General features: G+C 50.5%; 24 protein-coding genes. 21 read left to right on the forward strand and 3 right to left on the reverse strand.

Features of this window, described 5'->3' with window-relative positions:
• Window positions 1-232: 232 nt before the first annotated feature.
• Entirely contained in the window at window positions 233-1462 is a 1230-nt protein-coding gene (locus LZ11_RS04980) for a DUF438 domain-containing protein (protein ID WP_148866806.1), read from the reverse strand.
• Window positions 1463-1501: 39 nt separating this feature from the next.
• The gene (locus tag LZ11_RS04985) at window positions 1502-1849 is read right to left on the reverse strand and encodes a cupin domain-containing protein (RefSeq protein ID WP_148866807.1); all 348 of its coding nucleotides are present in this window, start codon (window positions 1847-1849) and stop codon (window positions 1502-1504) included.
• A gap of 103 nt (window positions 1850-1952) precedes the next feature.
• On the opposite strand from LZ11_RS04985, the gene LZ11_RS04990 reads away from it, so the two are divergent.
• The 20 genes from LZ11_RS04990 to lipA all read left to right on the forward strand — a co-directional run bounded on the left by LZ11_RS04990 (window position 1953) and on the right by lipA (window position 19206).
• On the forward strand, window positions 1953-2528 hold the full coding sequence (locus LZ11_RS04990) for a Uma2 family endonuclease (protein ID WP_148866808.1): 576 nt from the start codon (window positions 1953-1955) through the stop codon (window positions 2526-2528).
• 30 nt (window positions 2529-2558) lie between these two features.
• A complete protein-coding gene (locus tag LZ11_RS04995) occupies window positions 2559-3065 on the forward strand; it encodes a gamma carbonic anhydrase family protein (RefSeq protein ID WP_148866809.1) in 507 nt (168 codons plus the stop codon).
• Window positions 3066-3302: 237 nt separating this feature from the next.
• The gene (locus LZ11_RS05000) at window positions 3303-4409 is read left to right on the forward strand and encodes a BMP family lipoprotein (RefSeq protein ID WP_148866810.1); all 1107 of its coding nucleotides are present in this window, start codon (window positions 3303-3305) and stop codon (window positions 4407-4409) included.
• Between the two features lie 65 nt (window positions 4410-4474).
• A complete protein-coding gene (locus LZ11_RS05005) occupies window positions 4475-6001 on the forward strand; it encodes an ABC transporter ATP-binding protein (protein ID WP_148866811.1) in 1527 nt (508 codons plus the stop codon).
• Entirely contained in the window at window positions 5998-7146 is a 1149-nt protein-coding gene (locus tag LZ11_RS05010) for an ABC transporter permease (RefSeq protein WP_148866812.1), read from the forward strand. The genes LZ11_RS05005 and LZ11_RS05010 overlap by 4 nt, the downstream gene beginning before the upstream one ends.
• Entirely contained in the window at window positions 7113-8027 is a 915-nt protein-coding gene (locus tag LZ11_RS05015; RefSeq protein ID WP_148866813.1) for an ABC transporter permease, read from the forward strand. Before LZ11_RS05010 ends, LZ11_RS05015 begins: the two co-directional genes overlap by 34 nt.
• Window positions 8028-8067: 40 nt before the next feature.
• The gene (locus tag LZ11_RS05020) at window positions 8068-8787 is read left to right on the forward strand and encodes a GntR family transcriptional regulator (protein ID WP_148866814.1); all 720 of its coding nucleotides are present in this window, start codon (window positions 8068-8070) and stop codon (window positions 8785-8787) included.
• A gap of 12 nt (window positions 8788-8799) precedes the next feature.
• Window positions 8800-9186, forward strand: a complete 387-nt coding sequence (locus LZ11_RS05025; RefSeq protein ID WP_148866815.1) for a cytidine deaminase — start codon at window positions 8800-8802, stop codon at window positions 9184-9186.
• Between the two features lie 24 nt (window positions 9187-9210).
• Window positions 9211-10539, forward strand: coding sequence for a pyrimidine-nucleoside phosphorylase (locus LZ11_RS05030; protein WP_148866816.1), 1329 nt, complete (start codon window positions 9211-9213; stop codon window positions 10537-10539).
• Between the two features lie 18 nt (window positions 10540-10557).
• Window positions 10558-11733 (forward strand): phosphopentomutase, encoded by a 1176-nt coding sequence (locus LZ11_RS05035; protein ID WP_148866817.1) that lies wholly within the window; start codon window positions 10558-10560, stop codon window positions 11731-11733.
• Between the two features lie 55 nt (window positions 11734-11788).
• A complete protein-coding gene (locus tag LZ11_RS05040) occupies window positions 11789-12610 on the forward strand; it encodes a purine-nucleoside phosphorylase (protein WP_148866818.1) in 822 nt (273 codons plus the stop codon).
• A gap of 93 nt (window positions 12611-12703) precedes the next feature.
• Window positions 12704-13213, forward strand: a complete 510-nt coding sequence (locus LZ11_RS05045) for a hypothetical protein (RefSeq protein ID WP_148866819.1) — start codon at window positions 12704-12706, stop codon at window positions 13211-13213.
• A 526-nt stretch (window positions 13214-13739) separates the two neighbouring features.
• Complete coding sequence (locus LZ11_RS05050; RefSeq protein WP_148866820.1) at window positions 13740-14423, forward strand: DUF1538 domain-containing protein; 684 nt, start codon at window positions 13740-13742, stop codon at window positions 14421-14423.
• A complete protein-coding gene (locus LZ11_RS05055; protein ID WP_148866821.1) occupies window positions 14420-15178 on the forward strand; it encodes a DUF1538 domain-containing protein in 759 nt (252 codons plus the stop codon). The genes LZ11_RS05050 and LZ11_RS05055 overlap by 4 nt, the downstream gene beginning before the upstream one ends.
• Complete coding sequence (locus tag LZ11_RS05060) at window positions 15144-15497, forward strand: P-II family nitrogen regulator (RefSeq protein WP_148866822.1); 354 nt, start codon at window positions 15144-15146, stop codon at window positions 15495-15497. The genes LZ11_RS05055 and LZ11_RS05060 overlap by 35 nt, the downstream gene beginning before the upstream one ends.
• Window positions 15498-15848: a P-II family nitrogen regulator gene (locus tag LZ11_RS05065; RefSeq protein ID WP_148866823.1), complete on the forward strand. Its 351-nt coding sequence runs from the start codon at window positions 15498-15500 to the stop codon at window positions 15846-15848. It begins immediately after the preceding gene.
• 977 nt (window positions 15849-16825) lie between these two features.
• On the forward strand, window positions 16826-17065 hold the full coding sequence (locus LZ11_RS05070; RefSeq protein WP_148866824.1) for a hypothetical protein: 240 nt from the start codon (window positions 16826-16828) through the stop codon (window positions 17063-17065).
• A gap of 320 nt (window positions 17066-17385) precedes the next feature.
• Window positions 17386-17658, forward strand: coding sequence for a type II toxin-antitoxin system MqsA family antitoxin (locus tag LZ11_RS05075; RefSeq protein ID WP_222927191.1), 273 nt, complete (start codon window positions 17386-17388; stop codon window positions 17656-17658).
• An 8-nt stretch (window positions 17659-17666) separates the two neighbouring features.
• Window positions 17667-18353: a lipoyl(octanoyl) transferase LipB gene (gene lipB / locus LZ11_RS05080; protein WP_222927192.1), complete on the forward strand. Its 687-nt coding sequence runs from the start codon at window positions 17667-17669 to the stop codon at window positions 18351-18353.
• Complete coding sequence (lipA, locus tag LZ11_RS05085; RefSeq protein ID WP_148866893.1) at window positions 18346-19206, forward strand: lipoyl synthase; 861 nt, start codon at window positions 18346-18348, stop codon at window positions 19204-19206. The genes lipB and lipA overlap by 8 nt, the downstream gene beginning before the upstream one ends.
• Window positions 19207-19223: 17 nt before the next feature.
• Here the strand turns inward: lipA and LZ11_RS05090 are convergent, their stop codons facing one another.
• A complete protein-coding gene (locus LZ11_RS05090) occupies window positions 19224-19904 on the reverse strand; it encodes a 4Fe-4S double cluster binding domain-containing protein (protein WP_148866826.1) in 681 nt (226 codons plus the stop codon).
• 339 nt (window positions 19905-20243) lie between these two features.
• Between LZ11_RS05090 and LZ11_RS05095 the strand changes: the two genes are divergently transcribed.
• Window positions 20244-21848 carry an ABC transporter substrate-binding protein gene (locus LZ11_RS05095; RefSeq protein ID WP_148866827.1) on the forward strand — a complete coding sequence of 535 codons (1605 nt, stop codon included), beginning with the start codon at window positions 20244-20246 and terminating at the stop codon, window positions 21846-21848.
• Window positions 21849-21862: the final 14 nt, after the last annotated feature.

Consider the following 21862-nt stretch of genomic DNA (forward strand, 5'->3'; position numbering starts at 1 on the left):
CCTAAGGAGATGGTCTTGAGGTACTAAGCTATCGATGCTTACTAATTCTACCTGCTCTATTATTTCTCGATTTTTCTTCGTTAACATTTCATCGCCCCACAATATTTTTGTATCTTCTTTAATTTTACTAAAAAGCTGATGATTTTTGTACTAGCTTTTGCAAAAAAAGACTGTCGACAGTTACTTTGTCGACAGTCTGGCTGCCCCTTTATAAGGGGCAGCTTGTTTTATTTCAGTCTTCAAGCAGTCTTTTTTCTCCCTGAAGTTCCTTTATACGGCTGATTTCCTGGGTGACTTCGATAGTACCCATGTAGTTTCCGGCCTCGTCCCTGACCGCAAAGTAGCGGATGTAAACTAGCTTTCCATGGAGGTTTATCCAGAATTCCTCCACGTCCTTTTTACCCTCTTTGAAGTTCCGGAGGATCTTCTCCACGATGTGGTAGCTGGCGGGCGGATGGCAGTTCTGTACTTTCCTGCCAATTATGGTCTTAGGTCTTGTAAAGATGCGTTCCTTGGTGGCCGAGAAGTACCTGACGGTATCGTCTTTGTCCACGAAGGTTATATCTACCGGCAGGTGGTTGAAAATGAGCTCGATTTCTTTTGGGGTCAGCATGCCCGTGGGAAACTTAACGAACCCTTTTGTAGTGTCATCGGCGATGGTCTCGCCCATTTTATCGAGGTCTACCCTCTGGGGTTTCCATTCGGCTTCGGGCTCCACTAGGCAGTAGCCGATCTCGTCCTCGGACCTATATATTTCGTACCATTCGTCCTCGGTCAGCTTCTGTTCGGCCGTGGGCAGGAGGATTTTTTCCTCTTTAAAGATCATTTCTTTGATCTTATTTGTGAGGGCCGTTACCTTTTCCACTACCTCGGCCTTCGAGCCCGGGCGGTAGTTGTAAAGCATATCCCTTACCTGTTTGAGGTCGTTTCTGATTTCGTCGTCCACACCCCACATTACCTTGGAAGGCCCGTAAATACCATATTTTTCAAGATAAGGGAAAAGGAGTTCTTCCTTCCTCTTGTAGTGCTTTTCAACGTCAAACAGGAGGTTTACCTTTTCCAGAAGTGACAGGGCGGCTTCTCTTTCGCTTTCGGCCGGAGCGTTTTTTAACCCTTCGAGCCGCGGGTTTATCTCGGTGTCGATCAGCTTTTCGATAGCCCGGTTTTCCTTAAAGAAAGTATTGAGCGGGTGGCCGGGGATGGCGTGGGGCTCGGGCTTTTGCTCAAGGACGTCCTTGAATATGGCCGCGTGCACGTCACAGAGCCGCTGGACCTCTTCCACCGGCATGCCTTCCTGTATGAGCGCCTGCTCCATGGCCGAGACTTCTTCGGCGGATACATCCTTGATGATCTCTTTGAACCTCTGCTTCACCTCATCCACGCTTTTTCCCCTGTGAAGGTCCATTATCAGTTCCTTCAGGGCTTTAATGCGATATTCCCGGTTATGTATGAGTTCCGACACACAGATCACCTCCTGTAACCGCTTTTAAAGCCTGGTCCCTTAAGGGTTGAAAACCACCGCAAGGAACATCTTAAATCTTTCCACTGCATAAAGGGCATGGGGAATGCCAGCTGGCATCACTATCATCTGGCCGGCCTTAAGGCGGAACTTTCTGTCTCCTATGGTTATTTCGGCCTCGCCGTCCAGGATCTGAACCAGGGCGACGCCGGGAGAGGAGTGGGCACTGATTTCCTCCCCTTTGTCGAAGGCGAACAGGGTGAGGCTCACATTTTTGCCCTGGGCCAGGGTGCGGCTTTCGACCCTGCCCTCCCGGTACTCCACCAGGTCCGCGATATCATGCACTTCGGCATGGGTTATGTTTTTGATAAGGTTTTTGGCGTTTTCCATTTTATATACCTCCGGATAATCCGATTTCTTTTCTATATTCTATCAATTTGTGATAAAATATGTATGACATTTATCACATTTTACAGGACGAAGGGGTGTTTTTATGAAACCCGTCGGGGATAGAAAAGGGAAATACACCTATAAGGATTACCTATCCTGGACCGGGGACGGCAGGTGGCAGTTGATAGACGGGATTGCCTACGATATGAGCCCTTCCCCTTCGCTGGAGCATCAGAGAGTTTTGAGGAAGATGCTTGTAAGACTTGATCTTTTTCTTACGGGCAAAAACTGCGAGGTATTCAGCGCGCCTTTTGATGTAAGGTTGCCGGAAGGAGATGAAGAAGACGAAGACGTAAGGACGGTAGTCCAGCCCGATATACTGGTAGTCTGCGATAGATCAAAACTAGATAAAAAAGGATGCAGAGGGGCGCCGGATCTGATAATCGAAATAGTATCACATTCATCCGCATCGATGGATTACATTAAAAAACTGAATTTATACGAAAGGCACGGCGTGAGGGAATACTGGATAGCCAATCCGGAAAACAGGACCGTAATGGTATACAGGCTCAACAGCGAGGGAGAATACGGGGTACCGGAAATTTGCCCCGGCGGGGGCGAGATCAAGTCTGCTGTCCTAGAAGGGTTTTCAGTGAATTTAGGAGAAATATTCGATTAAAAAAACAAGAGTTAAGGGGGACTTTCAAAGGTGATTCAGGACTTTAAAGGAAAAAGACCCTATATCCATGAAAGCTGTTTCATTGCGCCCACCGCTGACATCATAGGGGATGTTACGGTGGGGGAGAACTCCAGCGTTTGGCACCGGGCGGTACTAAGGGGAGACATCAACAGCATAAAGATAGGGGCCAATTCCAATATCCAGGACGGCACCGTAATCCACGTCGCCGATGGGCACCCGGTGACGATCGGAAACAATGTGACTGTCGGGCATAATGCCATTCTTCACGGGTGCACCATTAAAGACAACGCCCTCATCGGCATGGGCGCCATCGTGCTTGACGGTGCCGTGGTAGGTGAGGGAGCCCTGGTAGGCGCCGGCTCGCTGGTGCCCGAGGGTAGGGAAATCCCTCCGTACAGCCTGGCCGTAGGGATACCGGCGAAAGTGGTAAGGGAGCTGACGGCGGAACAGATAGATAAAATAAAAAAGAACACCGAGGGGTACGTAGAACTGGCAAAAGCATACATACAGGAATAGCTTTTTATACGAGGGCCGGTAATGAAACCGGTCCTCGTAATTTTATTCAAGTAGGAATTGAGGTTCCTTTCTTAATAAAAATCCTTGACACATTCTGCTGAAAATTGCTAAAATGAAAATGGTCAGATGTCAGACATCAGGGGCAACCGGAGGGAGAGGGGGGACGGGGCGGATTAAAAACCTGCATCCGTGGTTCGGAAGTTTAAATCACTAAAGCCGTTGGGAGGGATTTTTTTTATGAAGGTCCGTAAAATTTTAGCGGTGGGCCTGATTTTCCTGCTGGTGGCAGCTTTGCTTGTGGGATGTTCCAAACAGGAGCAGCAGCCCCAGCAGCAACAACAGCAGGGGCAGCAGGCACCGGAGACAGAGAAACTAAAAGTCGGCCTGGTATTTGACGTGGGCGGGCGCGGCGACCTTTCCTTCAACGACAGCGCTTACGCTGGTCTTGAAAGAGCCGCAGAAGATTTTGCTGACAAGATAGAGGTGGAGTACAGGGAGCCCTCGGGAGGCGGCCAGGACAGGGAGCAGCTTTTAAGACTTCTCGCTGAGAACGGCTATGACCTCATTTTCGGTGTAGGGTTCCTTTTCACGGAACACATCCAGAAAGTTTCCCAGGAGTTTCCAGATGTGAAATTCGGGCTTATCGACGGTTTTATAGACGGACTTGACGAGAATTCCAACGTGACCTGCCTGCTCTTCAAAGAGCATGAAGGGTCTTTCCTGGTCGGAGCCGCCGCAGCCATGAAGTCCAAAACCGGTAAGATAGGGTTTGTGGGCGGCATGAAGACACCTCTCATCGAGAGGTTTGAGGTAGGCTACATGGCGGGCGCCAAATACGTCAACCCGAATATTGAGATCCTGTCGGACTACATAGGTACCACCGGAGAGGCTTTCAAAGACCCGGTGAAGGGCAAGGAGCTGGCCCTGAAGCAGTTTAAGGCCGGTGCCGATGTAGTCTATCACGCATCCGGCGCTTCTGGTGTAGGCGTCATAGAAGCCGCTGCAGCCGAAAAGAAATTGGCCATAGGCGTGGATTCCGATCAGTCTCTGACTGCCAAGGAAGACCAGAGGCCGTATATACTCACCAGCATGCTTAAAAGTGTCGACGTGTCCGTATACGAGACCATCAAATCGCTGGTCGAGGGTAACTTCAAAGGTGGATACTCGGTGTTCGGCCTTGCCGAAAACGGCGTAAGCTATGCCGTGAACGACTACAACAAAGAGCTGATATCGGACATACAGCCCAAGCTCGACGAGCTTAAGGACAAGATAATAAAAGGCGAAATAAAGGTGCCGGTTGACAAAAAGGAATACCAGGAATTTGAGAAGAGCCTTTTTAAGTAACAGCTTCGGGGGTGGCATTAGCCTTGTCACCCCCGTTTTTACAATCCCCGAACGGAGGTGCGATCTTGGATAAAGCCGTTGTCTTGAGGGGAATTACAAAACGCTTTCCCGGAATAGTGGCCAATGACGGAATAACCCTGGAAATCGAAAAGGGAGAAGTCCACGCCATTGTGGGTGAAAACGGAGCCGGTAAGAGCACTCTTATGAAGATTCTTGCCGGTATTTACCAGCCCGATGAAGGCGAGATATATATTTTCGGAAAGAGGGAGAGGATAACTTCTCCCGGCAGGGCAATCGAGCTTAAAATAGGCATGGTCCACCAGCACTTTATGCTGGTTAACAGGTTTACGGTGCTGGAAAACATAATTCTGGGCGCCGAAAAGAGGGCCGGTATGGTCATTGACGAGCAGAAGTGCCGTAAGGTCATCGGTGAGCTCCTGTCCCTTTATAATTTTTCCCTGGACCCGGACGCCCGCGTAGAAGAGATATCGGTAGGCCAGGCCCAGAGGGTGGAAATATTGAAAGTGCTGTACAGGGGGGCCGATATTCTCGTGCTGGACGAACCCACGGCGGTACTGGCGCCCCAGGAAGTGAAAGAGCTGTTTGCCAACCTGAGGAGGTTGAAGGAGGAAGGGAAAACCATAATTTTTATCAGCCACAAACTGGACGAAGTCCTGGAAATCGCCGACCGTATAACCGTGCTGAGGCGCGGCAGGGTGGTGGGCACCGTGGTGCCGTCCCGGGTCACCAAGGAAGAACTGGCCAGGATGATGGTAGGCAAGCCCGTTTTTATGAAACTGGAAAAAACACCGGTCCCCGCCGGGGACGTGCTCCTTTCGGTAAAGGACCTGGTGGTGAGGGAGAATACCGGTAAGCCGGCTGTAAACGGTGTTTCCCTTGAAATCAGAGGCGGTGAAATTTATGGCATCGCCGGCATCGAGGGAAACGGCCAGAAGGAGCTGGCCGAAGCAATAATAGGCCTCAGAAAGACCTCGTCCGGACAGGTGACCATTTGCGGCAGGACGGCCACAGGGCTCTCCATAAGGGAGATCCGGGATCTCGGCGTGGCCTTCATCCCCGAAGACAGGCACCGCCAGGGGCTCGTACTGCCCATGAAAGTGTGGGAGAATATGATTCTGGGCTATCACAGGAAAAAAGAGTTTTTAAAAAAGCCGTCCCTGAATCTGAAAACCGCCCGGGAATTCACGGAAAAGAGGGTGAAGGAATATTCGGTCAGGCTGAGCTCCATCGACCAATCGATTGATGGACTGTCCGGCGGCAATCAGCAGAAGGTCATACTGGGCAGGGAACTTTCCCGGGATCCCAGGGTTATAATAGCCTCCCAGCCCACCAGGGGACTCGACGTGGGGGCTGCGGAATTCGTCCACGAAGAGCTGCTGAAAAAGAGGGAAGAGGGCAAGGCAATCCTCCTCATATCCGCCGACCTGGAAGAAGTGCTTTCGCTTTCCGACCGGGTAGGTGTGATGTACAACGGGAGGATAACGGCGGAATTCAGGCCCGAAGAAGTGACCCCCGAAGATGTGGGAGTGTACATGCTCGGAGGCGGAGTAAAGGCAGGTGAAGGAGCATGAAAAGAAAATACCTCATAACGGTGATGAGGATTCTAGCGCCGGTTCTGGCTATCGTACTTTCGGCCTTTATAAGTTCCATAGTGATTCTCGCCATCGGCAAGAGCCCCTGGCAGGTGTTTTACACTATCTTCCGGTTCAGCTTGAGCAGGCTTGACAGCGTAGCCATCATCCTCTATAACGCGACGCCGCTTATCTTTTCTGGTCTCGCCGTTTCCCTGGGATTCCGCATGGGGCTGTTCAACATAGGCGTGGAGGGCCAGTACCTAATAGGGGCTTTTTTTGCAGCCCTGGCCGGATTTACTCTGAAAGGACTGCCTGCCGTCATCCATCTCCCCCTTGTCATATTGTGCGGCGCCCTGGGAGGAATGTTATGGTCTTTTATACCTATATATCTTAAAGTGAAAAGAGGCGTTCATGAGGTAATAAGCACCATTATGCTCAACTATATATCCTATTCTCTCATTCATTACCTTATCGCCGACGTATTCATGGACAGGACGCAGAAGCTGTTAGACGGCTTGGGCAGCATGCTCGCAAGGACGCCGAAGCTGCCCCCGTCAGCATTGATGCCGAAATTGCACGGGCTTTTGGGGCTGTTCGGCATAGAACTGCCGAGGCACGTTTACCTGAACTGGTTTTTCCCGCTGGGGCTGCTGATGGCCGGCCTCACCTATTACCTTTTAATGTACACGCCCTTCGGCTTTGAATTGAGGGCGGTAGGCCAAAACCAGGAGGCGGCCAGGACGGCGGGGATAAAGCCCGAGCGGGTATACATGGTTGGATTCTTACTGAGCGGAGCCGTGGCCGGGCTGGTGGGGCTCTCGGACCTGCTGAGCTATTTCGGCTACATGGACCTGGATTTTCCCAGAAACTACGGATTTGACGGTATAGCGGTGGCTCTGATCGGCCAGAACAACCCCTTCGGCATAATCGTTTCGGCGATGCTCTTCGGTTTTCTGAAAAGGGGTGCGGAGGGTATTCAGACCCTGCTCAATGTGCCGATGGATACAATAGTCATCCTCCAGGCCGTCATGATAATGTCGATCGTGGTAATAACCAAGGTCATGAACGACTATATTAAGCGCCTGGAGAAAAAGGAGGATGTGCGCGTATGTTCCTCTCAGAACTCCTCGCTTCAAGTTTGAGAATGGCCGTTCCAATACTTCTTACAGCTCTGGGAGCCGTGTTCACCGAGAGGGCGGGGGTTGTAAACATAGGCCTTGAGGGCATGATGATCGTAGGTTCCTTCTGGGGGGCTCTAGGGTCGTATTATTACGGGCCGTATTTCGGCCTGCTCCTGGCGATGGCCGCGGGTATGTTTCTGGCCCTCATCCACGCGGTCAACACGGTTACTTTCAGGGTGGATCAGATAGTCAGCGGCGTCGCTATAAACATTCTGGCGTACGGAAGCTGCCGTTTTCTTAGCCAGGCGATTTTTAAAATGGCTACCACCAGTCCCCACGTAGCGGGCCTCCCCAAAATAGATATCCCGGTACTCGCAGGTATCGAGTTTTTAAAGCCCCTGGTTTCCGGCGTGTCCCCGATTATAATTCTGGCTCTGCTGCTGGTTCCCCTCACGAGGTTTGTTATTAACCGCACGGTTTTCGGGCTGAGGCTCCGGTCGGTGGGGGAAAATCCGCTGGCGGCGGATACGCTGGGCATAAACGTATTCAGGATGAAATACGCCGGCGTGCTCCTGAGCGGTATGCTGGCCGGACTGTCGGGGGCATATCTGGCCCTGGAACACACCGGTATGTACGTGGAAGGCATGACCCAGGGTCAAGGTTTCATTGCCCTGGCAGCCATGATTTTCGGGAACTGGGAACCCGCCGGAGCACTGTGGGCTGCGCTCCTGTTCGGCTTTTCCGAAGCCCTGAGCTTTAGAGTTGTAGAGGGGGGCGCGATACCCTACCAGTTCATCAAGATGATCCCCTATGTCCTCACCCTGGCGGTGCTGGCCGGGGTGGTGAGAAAGTCCACGCCTCCCGCTGCGGACGGCATACCGTACGAGAGAGGGATGAAATGATATATAGCTAATCTTTCCGCCTAAAGGAGTTGCTTCGCTGATGCTGTTTCCCACAAGATACGAGATTGTCGTTCAAAGAATCAAGGAAATGGTAATGAACGGGGAGCTGAAGGAGGGTGATAAGCTCCCCTCCGAAATAGAATTCTCAAGAAAGCTCGGCGTGAGCCGGGCCACACTCCGGGAAGCCTTCCGTATCCTGGAAGACGAGGGGCTGATAAAGAGATACCACGGCGTCGGTACCTTTGTATCGAAAATTCCGGTTATAAAGAGCGGTATGGAGGAGCTGGCAAGCATAACGAAGCTCATCGAAAGGCAGGGCATGAAGCCGGGAACCAAAGACGTGGTTATAACCAGGGTTCGCCCCAGCGAGCGGGAAGCCTCGATGATGGGGCTTTCCCACGACGAAGAGATTTACAGGGTCGAGAGGGTCAGGACAGCCGACGGAATCCCCGTTCTCTTCTGCATCGACCGGATACCCGCCAGGTTCGTGAAAAAGGAGTTCAGGCTGGAGAAGGAGTCGCTGTTCGACTACCTGCAGGATGATCTGGGGATATACATTTCCTACGCTGTATCGGATATAGTGCCGGTAAAGGCGGAAGTTGCGGGAGTGTACAAAAAGCTGAATTTCAGGTCGAAGTCCGCAGTGGTGCTGCTTTTAGAGCAGCTCCACTACGATGAAAACCATAATCCTATTTTCTATTCCTCAAATTTCTTCTCCCCCGAAAAGTTCAGATTCTATATAGTGCGCAAGAGGATTTAGGGAGGGGATCGAATGATTGACGAAAAAAGGCTGGTAGAAAGGGCCGTGGCGGCCATGGAGAACGCCTACGTCCCTTATTCGCGGTTCAGGGTAGGAGCGTGCGCGCTGGCCTCCGACGGCAGCGAATTTGCCGGCTGCAACATAGAAAATGCGTCTTATGGACTCACCGTCTGCGCCGAGAGGGTGGCGCTATTCAAGGCATACTCGGAAGGAAAAAGGGATATAGTAGCCCTGGCTGTGGCCGCCGGCGTGGATGAACCGGTTTCGCCGTGCGGTGCCTGCCGGCAGGTGCTTCTCGAGCTGGCGTCCGGTGCCGTGGTGCTGCTCTCCAACAGGGACGGTTCCCGGGTCATGCGGACGACCCCCGAGGAACTATTACCGTACGGGTTTAAACTCTGATGCTTTGAAGGGAGGCGAACTTATATGTTTTTCGTCCCCGAGATCATAGAGAAAAAGCGAAACGGCGGCAAGCTCTCCGGAGAGGAGATCCGCTATTTAATAGAAGGCTATGTGAGGGGAGAAATCCCCGATTATCAGGTGTCGGCCTTCTTAATGGCCGTGTACTTCAGGGGCATGGACGAGGAGGAGACAACGGAGCTGACCATGGCCATGGCCCGATCGGGGGAAATGGTGGACCTCTCGGCGATCGAGGGCGTGAAGGTCGACAAGCACTCCAGCGGCGGGATAGCCGACACCACCACTCTGGTGCTGCTGCCCCTTGCCGCCTCGGCGGGAGTAAAGATAGCCAAGTTGTCCGGCCGGGGCCTTGGCCACACGGGCGGAACCATTGACAAGCTGGAGTCGATTCCGGGTTTCAGGACTGAACTTTCCAAAGACGAGTTTGTAAGGATTGTCAACGAGGCAGGCGCGGCCATCACCGGCCAATCGAAGGACCTGGTGCCCGCGGACAAAAAACTTTACGCACTCAGGGACGTAACGGCTACCGTTGACTCCATTCCGCTTATAGCCGCTTCCATTATGAGCAAGAAGATAGCGGGCGGAGCCGACAGGATCGTGCTGGATGTAAAATTCGGAGGCGGCGCCTTCATGAAGAGGTACGAGGACGCCCTCGAGCTGGCGAGAATTATGGTGAACATCGGCAAACTGGCCGGCAGGCAGACGGTGGCTTACGTGACGGATATGGATCAGCCCCTGGGCCTTGCCATAGGTAACGGTATAGAAGTTATCGAAGCGGCGGAGACGTTGAAGGGAAGGGGCCATAAAGACCTGCTGAACCTGTGCCTGGAACTCGGATCCGAGATGATGTTGCTGGCCGGTGTGGAGAAAGATAAAGAAAAGGCCCGAAAAAAACTCCTCGAAAACATAAGGAGCGGTAAAGCCCTCGAAAAGTTCAAAGAAATCGTCAGGCGCCAGGGGGGTGACCCCGACGCTCTGGAAGATTATTCCCTGCTGCCCCGAGCCCGCTTCAGCCGGGGAGTTGAAGCCCGGGAAGACGGCTGCATCGAGAAGATCGATGCGCTGAGGCTGGGTCTCACGGCCATGAAGCTGGGTGCCGGCAGGCAGAAAAAGGATGATGCGATAGACCATTCCGTAGGCATATGGCTCTGCGGCAAGGTCGGGGACGGGGTGGAAAAGGGCAAACCGCTGGCGGTAATATACGCCAACGATGAGGAAAAACTCCAGTGGGCCGCTGAAGAAGTCAGGGGGGCTTTCCGAATCACCCGGGAAAAGGTGGAAACAAGAAGGGTTATACGGGCCAGGGTAACTGCAGAAAATATAGAGGAGTTTTGAAGAGCGAGGTACTGAAGGATGGCAGAGAGGGTAATACTTATCGTGCTCGACAGCGTCGGCGTCGGGGAACTTCCCGACGCGGCCCTCTACGACGACGAGGGCAGCAACACCCTGGCCAATACGGCGAAGGCGGTTGGGGGCCTTAACATGCCTAACCTGCGGAGGATGGGCCTGGGGAATATAATTGAAATCCAGGGCGTGCCACCGGTGCCAAAGCCGGAAGCTTCGTACGGTAAGGCGGCGGAAAAGTCCGCCGGGAAGGACACCACAACCGGTCACTGGGAGATAGCAGGTATAATCCTGGAAAAACCCTTTCCCGTTTACCCGGAAGGCTTTCCACCTGAGGTAATAGAAGAATTCGAAAAGAGGATAGGGACGAAAACGCTGGGGAACCGGCCCGCTTCCGGTACCCAGATCATAGAAGAGCTCGGAGAAGAGCACATGAGGACCGGCTACCCCATAGTTTACACATCGGCGGATTCGGTCTTCCAGATAGCCGCTCATGAAGAGGTCATACCGCCCGAACGGCTCTACGAGATATGCGCCATTGCCCGGGAAATACTTCGGGGCGATCATGCGGTGTCAAGGGTTATAGCAAGGCCCTTCGTCGGCACTCCCGGAAACTTCGTGAGGACCTACAACCGTAAGGATTTTTCCTTGAAACCGCCGCAGGAGACCCTGCTGGATAAGGTGAAAAAAGCCGGTATGGATGTATACGCTGTAGGAAAGATTTGGGACATCTTTGCCGGGCAGGGAATAACCGTGGAATACCATACCGAAGGAAATATGGACGGAGTCGACAAGATCCTTCTTGCCATGCGGCAGCTGGAACGGGGATTGATCATGGCAAACCTGGTGGATTACGACATGCTCTACGGCCACAGGAACGACCCGGCAGGGTATGCAAAGGCCTTGGAGGATTTCGACGGCCGGGTGCCGGAGATCCTGGCAGAACTCAAAAGTGACGATGTACTTATTATAACGGCGGACCACGGGTGCGATCCAACTACCCCGAGTACCGATCATTCGAGGGAGTACGTGCCGGTGCTGGTTACAGGCAAAAGGGTGAGGCAAGGTATAAATTTGGGCGTGCTCTTCACGTTTTCGGATATAGGCCAGACGGTGGCGGACCTCCTGGGGTGTGAGAAGCTCTCCAATGGAAAGAGCTTTAAATCCATAACAATGGAGGTATAAAGGGGAAAACAAGTCCCACCGGTCCAAATAGAAGCTTTCTGGGAGGTGTCAAATCTTGACTTACTACGATGAACTCAAGAAGGCCGTGGAATATATAAAATCCCGCCCGGTGCCGGAGCCGGAAATCGGAATAATTCTGGGCAGCGGCCTGGGGGACTTTGCCGACGGGCTGGAGGACAGGATAGGGATACCCTATGCAGAAATACCGGGATTTCCGGTTTCAACGGTAAAGGGGCACAGGGGAAATCTGGTCTTCGGCAGGGCAAGCGGCAGGACTGTGGCGGTGATGCAGGGCAGGTTTCACCTTTACGAAGGATACCCTGTACAGAAGGTGGTTTTCGGCACCAGGGTTCTGGGACTGCTGGGCATAAAGGCGCTGATAGTGACCAATGCCGCAGGTGGGATTAATGAGAACTTCCGTCCGGGAGACCTTATGATCATAAAGGACCATATCAATCTGACGGGGGAAAACCCGGCAGCGGGGGAAGAAATCCCCGAACTGGGGCCCAGGTTTTTCGACATGACCTTCGCTTATGACGTGGAGCTCAGGAATAAGGCAAAGCAGGATTTTGCAAAGGCGGGACTGGAGTACAGGGAGGGGGTGTACGCCTTCCTGAAAGGCCCCTCCTACGAGACGCCGGCGGAGATAAGGATGCTGAAAGCAATCGGGGCCGATGCAGTGGGCATGTCTACGGTTCCGGAGGTGATCGCCGCCAGACAGATGGGAATAAGGGTCATGGGAATATCCTGCATCACCAATATGGCCGCAGGAATTCTGGATAAACCCCTGTCCCACGCTGAAGTTCTGGAAGTATCCGAGAGAGTGAAGGAGAAATTCGTGAAAGTCCTAGGCAGTATTATCGGTAAGATTAATTAACTCTCAGCCGTAAACACCCCTTCGCGGAGAGGGGTGTTACGCATTTTCAAAGAGGATCAAATATGCTGGGAATCTGTAATGGAGGGGAAAAATGTGAACACCATAAACGGCCGCATCGGAGGGCCGGTAGGAGGATACAGTCTGGAATGCAGGATGGACGACACCGGCATTTACGGTAGACTGGGAGGTCCAATAATAGGGGCCGATATAAATCTGAAGAAAGACCCCAAGGGCATGTTTCTCGAGGGCAGGATAGGCGGTGCCGTTTTCGGGAAAGACCTGAGGCTAGAAATCGGCGGGGATTATGCCCGCGGCCGCCTGGGAGGCGATGTGATAGGGAACGATATAGTGCTTTCCAGCAGCAACGGTAAAATAACCGGCAGGTGCGGCGGGGTTTTCGACGGATTCGACGTAAATCTTATTTTCAACCCCGGGACGGGAAAACTTGCTGGCAGGCTCGGAGGTATTATTTTCGGAATGGATGTTAACCTGGACTTATCCGGAGTGCCTCCCCTATACGGTGCCGTTCTGGCGGCGGCAACTTACCGATTTTACCTTGAATCCCACCTCGGAGGAAAGTCGGGCGGCTCCGGGGGTGGGTAAACACATTAAGCTTGATCTAAATAAGGTTTTATAAATGGGTTTAATATGATATACTTTATATAAAAAGCAGTAAAAAGATGTGTTTTAAGGAGGTTTAAATGCCGTTAAAGGTAATAAAGTATGTATTGGCGATAATACTCGCAATATTTTTAATATTTCAATTTATACCTGCTAACTTTTCAGACTTGAACCCCCCGGATGTTCATCCTCATAAATACCTCTTTATTTTTTCCATCAGATCCGCATACGCGGCCATTGCTTTTTCTTTGGGAGATAGCCGGAAAATAGAATGTCCTTTGATACCGGGAGAATTTTATGTCGGTTTTACAGTTCAGATGGACTCTACTTCGCGAACCAACTCTTTTTTTACCGCAGCCTTTTCCGATTCTCGTAAATACATCCGAAAAATCATTCCTCATTATTTCCACGGGAGCAAATACAAAAGAAACCACGTATAATAACGGATCTTATGTATCTCTAAACGGCGAACATCATTGCCGTCTATCAAAGGAGGGGTCCATTTGACATGAAAGAAACGGTAAAAGAAGTTTTTAGCGCAGTTGTTCCGATTACCGTATTGGTGACGATATTGCAGCTTACGGTAGCTAAACTTCCGACCAATGTTTTTATAAATTTCATCGGCGGTGCTGTTTTGGTCATACTGGGGCTTACCCTTTTTCTAATCGGTGCAAAGGTGGGTTTTTTGCCCGTAGGAGAAATGGTAGGTTCTTCGCTGGTCACAAAGGGCAAACTGTGGCTCATATTATTTTTCGGGTTTGTAATAGGTTCTGCCGTGACCGTTGCTGAACCCGATGTTCAGGTATTGGCGGGACAGGTCGATTCGGTCTCGGGCGGAGCCATAAGTAAGTTTATCATCGTAACGGCGGTGGCTTGTGGTGTGGGTATTTTCGTTTCTTTAGCCCTGCTTCGCATATTCTTGAGAATCCCAATCAATTATTTGCTGGTTATCGGATACGCTTTGGTATTTTTGCTGGCGCTGGTTACTTCTCCGGAATTCGTAGCCGTATCCTTCGATGCCGGAGGAGTAACCACCGGTCCCATGACGGTGCCGTTTATACTAGCCCTCGGGGTGGGTGTGGCTTCGGTTACCGGGAAAAGGACATCGTCCAGCGATAGCTTTGGATTGATCGCCTTGGCATCCATAGGACCGATTTTGGCAGTTTTATTATTGGGGGTGTTTTACAAATGATAAGCGCGCTGTTTGAAGGTTTTCCCGCCGCATTGAAGGATGTTGCCATTGCATTGTCCCCCCTCGTCGTGCTGTTTGTCTTTTTTCAAATTTTTATGTTAAAACTGCCGAAGCGTCAGGTAATAAAAATAGTCAAAGGGATTATACTGACGTTTGCAGGGCTGGCTTTATTCCTGCAGGGAGTGCACGTTGGTTTCTTACCCGTAGGCGAACTGATGGGTATGGCTATAGGCTCGTTAGACTATAACTGGATTTTAATCCCTATTGGGTTTCTGATGGGATTCGCAGTTATTATGGCAGAGCCTGCAGTACAGGTTCTAGCCATTGAAGTTGAAAAAGCTTCCAGCGGGCATATTAATAAAAGAATAATGATTTATACTTTATGTGTCGGCGTAGCATTCTCTGTTTCGCTGTCGATGATTAGAGTCCTTACGGGAATTTCCCTCTGGTATTTTATTGTGCCGGGGTATATAATAGCATTGTTGATGACAAAGTATGTTTCTTCCGAGTTTGTAGCCATCGCCTTTGATGCGGGAGGCGCGGCAACGGGGCCGATGACGGTCACGTTTATATTATCGATGACTGTTGGAGTGGCAAAGCAGCTTGAAGGCAGAAATCCTCTGATAGATGGGTTTGGAATGGTTTCCCTTGTGGCTTTAACACCGATAATTTCAATTCTTATCCTTGGGGTTTTGTACAGCAGGAAGGAGAAGCTCGGTGATGAAAGGCGAATTTACAGTGGACGAGAGTTTTAAACTAATTGTAACAATTGTAAATAAGGGTAAAGCAAGCAAGGTGGTTGCAGCTGGCAAAAGGGCTGGAGCCGAAGGAGGGACGATCCTCTTAGGAAGGGGGACGGCCAAAAGGTCTTTTCTTGATTTACTGGGGATAAATTTTGAGCCGGAGAAGGAAATAATACTCACCCTTGTCAAAGAGGATAAGGTGAATGATGTCCTGCAGGTGATTATCGACGAGATAAAGCTGAATAAGCCTGGAAACGGCATTGGCTTTGTTATAAATATCAAAGGACTCACAGGGGTTATTCACCTGTTGAGAATGCAGGGGGGAATTTAAATGACAGAGGATTGCAATATTAAATTTGACCTAATCGTAACGATTGTAAATAAAGGTTTTGCGGAAGAAGTGGTTGAAGCCGCTAAAAAGGCCGGAGCAGAGGGTGGTACAATCATAGACGGGCGTGGAACAGGAATACATGAGAATGCAAAGCTGTTCGGCATACCCATAGAACCTGAAAAAGAAATAGTTTTAACCTTGATTGACAGTACTAAAACAGGAAAGGTTTTGGAGGCTGTTTCAAACGCTGTAGAGCTTAACAAACCGGGCAAGGGTATAGCATTTGTGCTGGAAGTCGAAAAAACAGTAGGTATATGCCATATGTTAAATAAAGGTAATAACATTGTTTGATATTAGATTCTTTTACTGCTTCAACCCGAACCCGTCAGCTAACCTCGTAAGCGTGCCGGAAATGTACTGTTGTTTAAAAAGCTATGGGTCTTCATAGCTTTTATTTTTTTAAGTTCCGGAGGTGGTGTTATTTCACTGCTGTAAATCGAAAAGGGAAGGCTCAGGCGGCGATAAAACTTGATGGTGTGTTAACCGGCTGTCACCGCCGGTGTAGCTTCCTGCCGGTGGTCAATTTAATCCGCTGTTGGCTTAATGTGAAGCGGAGGTGATTGCAATGAGCAAGCAAATGAAAATTATTATCTTGTTTATACTAATTTGGTTCGGTCTTCCGATAATAAAAAATTTATACGATTCAAGAGTGAAAACTATTGATGAAGCAGTAGACCTTAATCTTGACAAAGTCCATATGGTGGAAATTATCTATAACAATCAATCGAAAGTAATCCAGGATAAAGAGAATATTACAGAATTAATATCTTTTTTCAGAAAATATTAAGTATAAAAAAAGTAAATCGCAAAAAGTAATAGATAGGAATGATTATATAATTAATTTCCATTATGGCAGAGGAGGATTTATTGCTTTTAGTAAATTCAGCGATGGCGATCTAGTAATAAGCGGCTACAGATATACAGTTCTTGATGGTCCCATTGATCGTGATTTTTTAAATAATTTCCGGGAATCTGTAACTACACCCTCTTTAAGCAATTAAAAAAAGGTGATTTACTTGTTGAAAGGTTATGCCGAAAGATTTTCGCCTTTTTTGGCACTCCTTTATTTAGTAATCCTAATCTTAGTTCTAATTTTCGGAAGGTCGTATTTTAAGGTGTATATAAGTCCGGAACATGAATTGATAAGATGCTGAACTTTGAGTATGGAAATTTTCTCTTAATGGCTGGCGGTATCCCGGCAGTAATTAGTATCTTATTAGGTTTTTTAATCATTTTTGAATGGTAATGACTGCAGGGGGAGAGGCTTTATGATGGCACCGCGTAATTTCCGGCCGTTTATCGTATTCTTGGCTGGCGTCGTCACCCGTTTGCTCCTTTACGGAAGTGTTTCTCACAGGTGGCAATGGAATTTGCAGCGCACCGTATTAGCAAGGAGTGTAGCCTTTGTAAAGGCCGAATACAGTAATGACCGCCGGACGCTGTTAGAGATGGCGAACGGACCTCTTGAAAGCGAGATCAGAAAAGGGCTTTTCCGGATCTCAAGCTGAACGTGCAGGTTTATGACGCAAGGGTGCTGGGAGTCATGCAGGGGTCGGGCGGTTGTGCACGTTAAAGTGCAGCCGGACGGCGACGACCGCTACCATATCGAGCAGCTTACACTCGAAAAGGTGGATGGGCGCTGGCTGGTGAGTTCGATCGGGCGGGATCGCTAGAGGGTGTTTAGCGCTATAGAGAGCGGGAGCAGTCATGCTCTCACTCTATGCATAGGGAAGTACATCATAAATTAAGAAAATGTATAAGCCCGCTTTATTTCTAGATGCTGCAGATTTCATCTTATGTTATAATGAGTATAGGAGATTGAGAAATCGTGAAAGAGCTCGATATAAGGATGATTAGAAAACTTATTTTAAAAGGAAAATGTTTATACTGCGAAGGTAATTTGGTTAAAAAGAGAGTGCGGGTAGATAAGTGGGTCAATGAAAAATTAATTATCATAGAAAATGTTCCGGCTCTTGTATGTGAGGAATGTGAGGAAAAATACTACGATGCAGAGACGGCGCTTAGACTGGACCAATATCTATATGAATCCAATCCTAAAAAGATTATAGAAGTGCCGGTTTTTGAGTACAGGGAAGGATGAAGCGTCCGATGAAAGCTTTATTGATGAAAAAGGGACTTGTGCCGTACCTGGAAGGCAAGGAACTGCAGCTCAAGGCTGTGGAAGCCGTAAAGTCTGGGCTCGCCGACATGATCCTGATAACCCTGCAGCACCCGCCGGTTTACACCATAGGTAGGGCCGGCGGTTACGAAAACCTGCTGGTGCCGCTGGAGGAGCTAAGGAAAATCGCTGAAGTGCATGAGGTAGAGCGGGGCGGCAATATCACCTTTCACGGGCCGGGCCAGATCGTGGCCTATCCCGTGGTGAACCTGAACCGGTGGGAGAAGGATGTCCACCTTTTTGTGGACAGGCTGGAAGAGGCCGTGATAAGGCTGCTGGCCGGTTACGGCGTAAGGGCCGGCAGGAAGCCGGAGTACACCGGCGTCTGGGTGGGCGACGAGAAGATATGCGCGATAGGCATTGCCGTTAAGCGCTGGATAACCTGGCACGGTATCGCCTTCAACGTTAACACCGACCTAACATATTTCGGAAGGATTTTCCCTTGCGGAATAAGGGAATTCGGCGTCACCTCCCTTGAGAAACTGGGGATTAAAGAAGACCCGGAGCGGGTGAGGGAGAAGCTGATCGGTAAATTCGAGGAAGTGTTCGGCGTGAGGTTTGAAGAAATCGACGAGAACAGGCTTGAATCGATGGCGGGAGGATTGCATGATGAATAAACCCGAATGGCTGAAGGTCAAGATAAACCCGGCGGAATTAAAGCACATGGAGGAATTTTTAAAAACGGTAAAACTGAACACCGTATGTCAGAGCGCCCACTGTCCCAACATGGGGGAGTGCTTTTCCCGCAAAACCGCCACCATCATGATAATGGGGAATATCTGCACGAGAAACTGCAGGTTTTGCGCTGTGGAAAAGGGGCATCCGGCGCCCCCGGATGAGGATGAACCCAGGAGGGTGGCCGAAGCCGCCAGGGCACTGAACTTAAGACATGCGGTGATAACCTGCGTGACCAGGGACGACCTGCCCGACGGCGGCGCATCGCATTTCGCCAGGACTGTGAAGGAGCTTAAGAAAATCCCCGGCCTCACCGTAGAAGTGCTGGTATCGGACTTCCGTGGAGATGAAGAGGCCATAAGGACGGTGGTTGAGTCCAAACCCGATGTTATAAACCACAACCTTGAGACCGTACCGAGGCTTTACCCGGCGGTCAGGCCGATGGCCGATTACGAAAGGTCGCTTTTCCTTTTGAAAAAGGTGAAGGAACTCGACCCGGCCATCTACACCAAGTCGGGAATCATGGTAGGTCTGGGTGAGAGGGAAGAAGAGGTGGTTGACCTCATGAAGGACCTGGTCGGGGTCGGCTGCGATATGATGACGATAGGCCAGTACCTCAGGCCTTCCTCAAGCCACATAGCGGTGGCGGAATATGTAACCCCGGAACAGTTCGAGAGGTACCGAAAAATTGGCTACGACCTCGGATTCAAATACGTGGCATCGGGTCCGCTGGTCCGGAGTTCTTACAATGCGGTAGAGGGCATGGATGCGGTAAATGAATCGGGCTTCCGTTAAAAGCGGAAGCCCGATTATTATTGCTGACCAGACCTTCCCCTGGGGCAGCGGGAGACGCATATTCCGCACACCTTGCCCGCGCCTATGTAGCCGAATTGTTCCTTCATACAACCACTGCACGCCTCATGATCGAACAGTCTCGACCTTTCTATGCCCGGGAACCAGTTTTCGCCTTTAATGGCACCGGCCGGGCAGCTTTTTACGCATACCGTACAGCCGCCGCACCCGCTCTCTTCAACGGGCGTTCCTTCGGGAAGGGGCATATCGGTGAGGATCGTCGCAAGCCTCACCCTGGGTCCGAATTTTTTGGTGACGAGCAGGGCGCTCTTTCCTATCCAACCCAATCCGGCCCTGGTGGCCGCTGTCTTGTGCTGGAAAAATCCGATTGACTCCTTATTATCAATGATCTGAGACGCAGGAACCGGCATGGCCCTGTACCCCCAGTCCTGGATGAGCGAAGAAGCACGCAGGGCGATCTGGTCGAGCAGTGCGTTCACGGTCTGGTAATGGTGAAAATAGGCATGGGTGGGGCCACCGGAAATATCATCCATTATCTGGTCCGACAGACGGAAAACCACGGTAACGGCCCATTTCAGGTGTTTGTGGCTTTCGGGCAAAAAGTCTTCCACTCTGGAAAACCCCACGTCGGAACCGCCCCATTCGAGTATTTTATTTTTTAGTTCTGCCCATCTCTCCATTTGAAGACCCCCTGATGAAATAATTTCTAATATCAAAAACAAATAAATATTATTTTTCAGGAAATAACCGTTTAACATTTCCTTCTTTAGTTTATTATTTCACATTTTTGGCCGACGGTCAAAGGTGGAAATTTAAGTTATAAGGAAGCTTGTACGGCGGCAAAATCCAGCTCGTGCACTGTCTGACTATGTACGGCTGGATTTTTTTCCGGGGGAAAACGAGGCGCGGCATACGAAGAACACGACAGGAATATTATTTAACAGATAAGCTCCGTTAAGATCTGGAGGTGAGGAGAAAGATCATTTTATTCCCAAATATTTAAAAGGAGGATTTCCGCTGTGAGAAAGCGAGTTTTGGCTCTTCTGCTCATTATCTTGATGGTGGCGCCGGCGATAGCCGGATGCTCCAGGTCCGCCGATCAGGCAGAGCCCCCAGAGAGCAGTGAGATTAAAAAGGGCGGGGTTCTGAACGACTATCTGGAAGACGACCCCAACGGTTTTGATGTGCAGGAAAATACATTTCTCGTTATGTACACACTGGCGCGCCAGCTTTACAGCACCCTTTTAAGGTATAAGGGCGATACGCTGGAACTGGAGCCCGAATTGCTGGCCAAAATGCCCGAAGTTTCTCCCGACGGCAGGACCTACACCTTCGAACTCAAAAAGGGCGTCAAGTTCCACGACGGCACAACCGAGTTGGTGGCCGACGACGTGAAGTTCACCATAGAACGCATGCTGGACCCAAACGGCAAGGGGATGAGCACGTGGCTGTTCGAGCCGATTCTTGGTGCGAAGAAGTTCATGGAGGGCAAGGCCGCTTCCCTAGAGGGATTTAAGAAGATAGACGATTACAGGTTTCAGATAATACTGGAAAAACCCTATGCGCCCTTCCTCAACAACCTGGCGGTCCCCGCCGCGTCCATATATTCCGAAAAACTGGTAAAGGCCGCCGGTGACAACTGGAGGCTCAACCCCATCGGCACCGGGCCTTTCAGGCTCAAGAGCTACGTGCCGAACACAGAAATAGTGCTGGAGAAGAATCCCTATTATTTTGAGCCCGGGCTTCCTTATCTGGACTGCATCCACTACAGGATAGTGCCCGACGCTACCACAGCCCTGATGGAATTTGAGAACGGCACCCTGGATGTGTGCATTATACCCGTCAACGAATACCAGAGGATAAAGGATTCGGGCAAATACGAAGTGCTTGAAGGAGTGGCTCTTAATACCTATTACTTCCTCATGAACATGAGCGATCCCATGTGGTCCGACGTGAGGCTCAGGAAGGCCGTGGCTATGGCCATAGATAAAGAAAAACTGGTGCAGGCGTTGTACGGCCCGCGAGGAACCGTCGCAAAGAGTTTCGTGACCCCGGGCATACCCGGTGCTTACGAGGAGGGAACAGGTCCGGCTTATGACTATAACCCCGAAGAAGCCAAAAAGCTCGTCCGGGAACTGGGCAACATAGGCAAGCTTCAGGCCTGGCAGAGGGGCGGCGACCGGCTCACAGACGCCAACGTGGCCATCCAGGCCATGCTTAAAGAAGTCGGCCTTGACCTGGAGATAACCATCGTGGAAAAGGCCGCCTTCAGCGACGCCCGCAACAAGGGCAAGATACCGGCCAACCATGGCAACTGGTGGGCGGATATCCCCGACCCGGACAACTACCTGTACACCTTCTTCGCGAGGACAAACCAGATGTCCTCAGGCTACAACAACAAAGAGATACAGGACCTGCTTGAAAAGGCCAGGGCTGAAGTCGATCCCGAGAAAAGAAAAGAGCTCTACAGGAAGATCGAGGACACCATTGTCCGAGAAGACGTGGCGGTCATACCCCTTTTCCACATAAAGAGCCTGCTTGCCACTCAGAAAAACGTCAAGGGGATTATAATGCACCCGACGGGTATAAATATATACACTTATGCCTATAAGGAGATTCAGTAACTCCAAGGCGGGGA

The sequence above is a fragment of the Thermosediminibacter litoriperuensis genome (assembly GCF_008124715.1).
Classification (GTDB): domain Bacteria; phylum Bacillota; class Thermosediminibacteria; order Thermosediminibacterales; family Thermosediminibacteraceae; genus Thermosediminibacter; species Thermosediminibacter litoriperuensis.

Excerpts from the sequence above, each read along its gene's own strand:
- LZ11_RS05050 (WP_148866820.1), top strand. The coding sequence starts at position 13,740 with ATGAAAGAAACGGTAAAAGAAGTTTTTAGCGCAGTTGTTCCGATTACC.
- LZ11_RS05055 (WP_148866821.1), top strand. The coding sequence starts at position 14,420 with ATGATAAGCGCGCTGTTTGAAGGTTTTCCCGCCGCATTGAAGGATGTT.
- LZ11_RS04985 (WP_148866807.1), bottom strand. The coding sequence starts at position 1,849 with ATGGAAAACGCCAAAAACCTTATCAAAAACATAACCCATGCCGAAGTG.
- LZ11_RS05030 (WP_148866816.1), top strand. The coding sequence starts at position 9,211 with ATGTTTTTCGTCCCCGAGATCATAGAGAAAAAGCGAAACGGCGGCAAG.
- LZ11_RS05000 (WP_148866810.1), top strand. The coding sequence starts at position 3,303 with ATGAAGGTCCGTAAAATTTTAGCGGTGGGCCTGATTTTCCTGCTGGTG.
- lipB (WP_222927192.1), top strand. The coding sequence starts at position 17,667 with ATGAAAGCTTTATTGATGAAAAAGGGACTTGTGCCGTACCTGGAAGGC.
- LZ11_RS04990 (WP_148866808.1), top strand. The coding sequence starts at position 1,953 with ATGAAACCCGTCGGGGATAGAAAAGGGAAATACACCTATAAGGATTAC.
- lipA (WP_148866893.1), top strand. The coding sequence starts at position 18,346 with ATGAATAAACCCGAATGGCTGAAGGTCAAGATAAACCCGGCGGAATTA.
- LZ11_RS05065 (WP_148866823.1), top strand. The coding sequence starts at position 15,498 with ATGACAGAGGATTGCAATATTAAATTTGACCTAATCGTAACGATTGTA.
- LZ11_RS05060 (WP_148866822.1), top strand. The coding sequence starts at position 15,144 with ATGAAAGGCGAATTTACAGTGGACGAGAGTTTTAAACTAATTGTAACA.
- LZ11_RS05020 (WP_148866814.1), top strand. The coding sequence starts at position 8,068 with ATGCTGTTTCCCACAAGATACGAGATTGTCGTTCAAAGAATCAAGGAA.
- LZ11_RS05035 (WP_148866817.1), top strand. The coding sequence starts at position 10,558 with ATGGCAGAGAGGGTAATACTTATCGTGCTCGACAGCGTCGGCGTCGGG.
- LZ11_RS05025 (WP_148866815.1), top strand. The coding sequence starts at position 8,800 with ATGATTGACGAAAAAAGGCTGGTAGAAAGGGCCGTGGCGGCCATGGAG.
- LZ11_RS05070 (WP_148866824.1), top strand. The coding sequence starts at position 16,826 with ATGATGGCACCGCGTAATTTCCGGCCGTTTATCGTATTCTTGGCTGGC.
- LZ11_RS05015 (WP_148866813.1), top strand. The coding sequence starts at position 7,113 with ATGTTCCTCTCAGAACTCCTCGCTTCAAGTTTGAGAATGGCCGTTCCA.
- LZ11_RS05090 (WP_148866826.1), bottom strand. The coding sequence starts at position 19,904 with ATGGAGAGATGGGCAGAACTAAAAAATAAAATACTCGAATGGGGCGGT.
- LZ11_RS05010 (WP_148866812.1), top strand. The coding sequence starts at position 5,998 with ATGAAAAGAAAATACCTCATAACGGTGATGAGGATTCTAGCGCCGGTT.